The 3,768-nt window shown below is 74.8% G+C and carries 5 protein-coding genes; 3 read left to right on the plus strand and 2 right to left on the minus strand.

The window, feature by feature from the left end:
* Together ABD296_RS27030 and ABD296_RS27035 are read left to right on the plus strand one after the other, a co-directional pair.
* On the plus strand, positions 1–476 hold a 476-nt coding region (locus tag ABD296_RS27030), incomplete at its 5' end, for an RNA polymerase sigma factor (protein WP_344272836.1).
* The gene (locus ABD296_RS27035) at positions 473–1,471 is read left to right on the plus strand and encodes a CU044_5270 family protein (RefSeq protein ID WP_344272839.1); all 999 of its coding nucleotides are present in this window, start codon (positions 473–475) and stop codon (positions 1,469–1,471) included. The genes ABD296_RS27030 and ABD296_RS27035, both read left to right, overlap by 4 nt.
* 62 nt (positions 1,472–1,533) lie before the next feature.
* Here the strand turns inward: ABD296_RS27035 and ABD296_RS27040 are convergent, their stop codons facing one another.
* Together ABD296_RS27040 and ABD296_RS27045 are read right to left on the minus strand one after the other, a co-directional pair.
* The gene (locus ABD296_RS27040; protein WP_344272842.1) at positions 1,534–2,406 is read right to left on the minus strand and encodes a crotonase/enoyl-CoA hydratase family protein; all 873 of its coding nucleotides are present in this window, start codon (positions 2,404–2,406) and stop codon (positions 1,534–1,536) included.
* Positions 2,407–2,473: 67 nt separating this feature from the next.
* On the minus strand, positions 2,474–2,818 hold the full coding sequence (locus ABD296_RS27045) for a hypothetical protein (RefSeq protein WP_344272846.1): 345 nt from the start codon (positions 2,816–2,818) through the stop codon (positions 2,474–2,476).
* A gap of 103 nt (positions 2,819–2,921) precedes the next feature.
* Between ABD296_RS27045 and ABD296_RS27050 the strand changes: the two genes are divergently transcribed.
* On the plus strand, positions 2,922–3,768 hold an 847-nt coding region (locus tag ABD296_RS27050), incomplete at its 3' end, for a class I SAM-dependent methyltransferase (protein WP_344272848.1).

Consider the following 3,768-nt stretch of genomic DNA (forward strand, 5'->3'; position numbering starts at 1 on the left):
ACGCCGCGCGCCGGCTCGGCGACCAAGCGGCCGACGACGTCGTCGCCGAGACGTTCCTCGCCGCGTTCCGCCGGCGCGGCCGCTACGACCTGGCCCGGCCGGACGCGCGGCCCTGGCTGTACGGGATCGCGGCGAACCTCATCGGCAAGCACCGCAGGTCGGAGACGCGGATGCTGCAGGCGCTGGCGCGCACGGGCGCCGACCCGGTGACCGACGCCATCGACCGGGCGGACGCGCGGGTCAGCGCGGCGGCCGTCTCGCGGCGGCTCGCCGGCGCGCTGGCGGACCTGCCGGCGCGCGACCGGGACGTGCTGCTGCTCGTCGCGTGGGCGGACCTGTCGTACCAGCAGGTCGCCGAGGCGCTGTCGATCCCGGTCGGGACGGTGCGGTCCCGGCTGAACCGCGCGCGCCGGAAGGTGCGGGAGGCGCTCGGCGGGTCCGATCCGACGAACGTCCAGGAAGGGACGGACGAATGAACGATCTCGAAGAAGTCGGCGCGTTCCGCGCGCAGGTGCCCGAGCCGGGACGCGACCGGGTCGCGCCCGGCCGGGAGCGGCTCGTCCGGGCGGCGGCTCGTCCGCGCCACCGCATGCCGGTCTGGCGGGTCGGGCTGGCGGTGGGGACCGCCGCGGCCGGGGCGGCGGCCGTCACCGCGGTCGTCACGGGCGGCGGGGACCCGCCGCCGCCGGTCGCCACGCGTCCGGTGAGCGCCACGCAGGTGCTGGAGCGCGCCGCGACGGCCACCGGGGCCCGGCCCGACCACCGGCCCGGATCGCACCAGTGGGTCTACACCAGGACCTTCCAGGCCGGGCAGCCGGACGCCCCGTCCTTCGTGCAGCACATGGAGAGCTGGGTGCGGTTCGACGGGCTCAAGACCGCCCGGTACGACCAGACGCCGGGCAAGAAGCCGCGGCTGGTCGTCACGGACGTGAAGCCGGACGGCGACAGCGAGGAGCGCTCACCCGCGCAGTGGTACGACTACCTGCGCGCGCTGCCCGGCGCCCCGTCCGCGCTGCTGGCGAGGATGGACCGGCGCGCGGACGCCTACAACGCCGAGCAGCACCACCGCCTCTTCAGCACGGCGGACGGCCGGGACCAGTGGGTGTTCGGCAGGCTCGTCGACTTCCTCGGGCAGGGACCGTCGGCGCCGCCGTCCGGGCGGGCGACCATCTTCCGGGCCCTGGCCGAGATCCCGGGCGTCCAGGTCAAGGAGGGCACGAAGGACGCGATGGGGCGTGCGGGCACGGCCGTCTCCCGCACCGGTCCGGACGGGATGCGCGAGGAGTTCGTGCTGGCGTCCGGCACGTACGACTACCTGGGGCGGCGGTTCGTGGCGGTCAAAGCCCAGGCCCTTGCGAAGCGTCCAGCGGTCAGGGGCGGCCCCTCGCCCGTCATCCGCGCCGGGACCGTCGCCGACGAGCAGGCGGTCGAGGTGACGACGGTCGTCGACCGTCCGGGGCAGCGGCCCTGACCCGCGCCGAGTGCCGCCCTCACGGGCCGTGAGGGCGGCACTCGGCGCGTGTCAGGCGCGGGTCAGCGGGTGGGCCAGTCGGGGACGCTCGGCGGGAGGTCCTTGGTGACGCGCATCGGGAACGCGGCGGGACGCTTCTCCAGGAACGAGGTGACGCCTTCGAGGGCGTCGGCGCCGCCGCCCAGCTCGGCCATCAGGTGCGAGTCGGCGCGGTGCGCGTCCCACGGGGACGGGGTCGACAGGCCCGACCACATGAGGCGGCGGATCGTCGCGACCGACACCGCCGAGGTGTTGCCCGCGATCTCGCCGGCGAGCGCGTACGCGGCGGGGAGCAGCTCGTCGTGGGCGTACACGCGGGAGACGAGGCGGCCGGCGAGGGCCTCCTGCGCGTCGAACACGCGGCCGGTCGCGGCCCACTCCATCGCCTGCGCGATGCCGACGATGCGCGGCAGGAACCAGCTGGAGGCGGCCTCGGTGACGATGCCGCGGCGCGCGAACACGAACCCGAACCTGGCCTTCTCGCTGGCCAGCCGGACGTCCATCGGGAGCGTCATCGTGACGCCGACGCCGACCGCCGCGCCGTTGAACGCGCCGATGACGGGCTTGAGGCAGCGCGCGATGCGCAGCGCGACCGTGCCGCCGCCGTCGCGCGGGGTGCCGTCCTCCAGGACGTCCTCCTCGCCGGCGAACATGTTCTTCGACTTCTCCTTGTCGAAGGTGTCGCCGCCTCCGCTGAGGTCGGCGCCGGCGCAGAACGCGCGGCCCGCGCCGGTCACCACGACGGCCCGGACGTCGTCGTCGGCGTCGATGCGGTCGAAGACGTCGAGCATCTCGTTGCGCATCGTGAACGTGTAGGCGTTCATCTTGTCCGGGCGGTTCAGGGTGACCGTCGCGATCCCGTCCTGAACCTGGTACTCGATCTCGGCGTAGGCCACGTGCGTCGTCCCCTTCTCGTGCCCAACTTGAGTTGGAATTCGATTCTAGTAAGTCGGGCGGCGCGGGTCAGCTCCGGGCGGCGGGGAACATGCGCAGCAGCACGTCGCGGCGCCACTCGTCCAGGCCTCCCACGTGGTCGGCGGGCGGCAGCAGCATGATCCCGCCGTGCTGGTCCGGCCACAGGCGGACGAGCACGTCCGGCGGGAGCGTCAGCTCCATCGGGTAGTCGCGGGACGCGGCGAACACCCGCGCCGCCTCGCCGAGGACGCGCGCCCAGCCCTGGCCGAGGTAGGGCGGCAGGCCCTCCGCGCTCAGCTCCGGCAGCCCGTGCTCGATCAGGCCGGCGGTGCGCAGGGCCAGGCCGTCCGGCCGCTCGGTGCCGACGATCCGCACGACATCGGGCTTCTTCATGGCCCGGACGATACGGGACGCGTTCCCGTGACGCGGGTCACCCGGGACGCCTGACCGGGGGGATCCCCGCACCTACCGAACCCATGTCCGATAAATTACGACAGTGAATTGGGCCGTGACGTACGACTCCGCCTTCGGGTACGTCTCCGCGCACGGCGCGCCCCTGGTCGACCTGCTCGACCCGCAGCCCGGCGAACGGATCATCGACCTCGGCTGCGGAACCGGGGCGTTCAGCGCGGAGATCGCCGCCCGGGGGGCCGAGGTGCTGGGCATCGACGGCAACCCCGACATGGTCGCGCAGGCGAGCGCGCTGAACCCGGGCATCTCCTTCATGCTGGGCGACGCCCACACCTTCACCATCGCCGAGACCTGCGACGCCGTCGCCTCCAACGCGGCGCTGCACTGGATGACCCGCGACCCGGACGCGGTCATCGCGCAGGTGCACGCGGCGCTGCGGCCCGGCGGCCGCTTCGTCGGCGAGCTCGGCGGCGAGGGCAACTGCGCCGAACTGGTCGCCGCGATGCAGACCGCCTGGCGCGTCTTCGGCCTCGGCGAACCCGAACTGCCCTGGTACTTCCCGAGCCCGGCCGAGTACGCGACGAAGCTGGAGGAGGCGGGCTTCTCGCTGCGGCTGCTGGAGCACGCCGAGCGGCCCAGCCAGATGACCGAGGGGCCGAACGGCGCCGCCGACTGGGTCCGCGCCTACGCCGCGCGCGCCCTCGCCGACGTCCCGCCGGAGCTGGTCGAGCCGCTGCTCACCCGGGTGAACGACCTCGCCGCGCCGGCGCTTCGCCGCGAGTCCGGCTGGGTGGCCGACTACGTGCGGCTGCGGTTCGCCGCCGTCCGCAAGCCGGACGCCCCGCCGATGCCCGAGGCCCCGCCGGCGCCGTCCGCCGCGCCAGCCCCGCCGCCTGCGCCCGGTCCTTCCGCGCCCGGCCCGCCGCCCGCGC

Origin of the sequence: Actinomadura napierensis, from assembly GCF_039529375.1 — a bacterium.
GTDB lineage: Bacteria > Actinomycetota > Actinomycetes > Streptosporangiales > Streptosporangiaceae > Spirillospora > Spirillospora napierensis.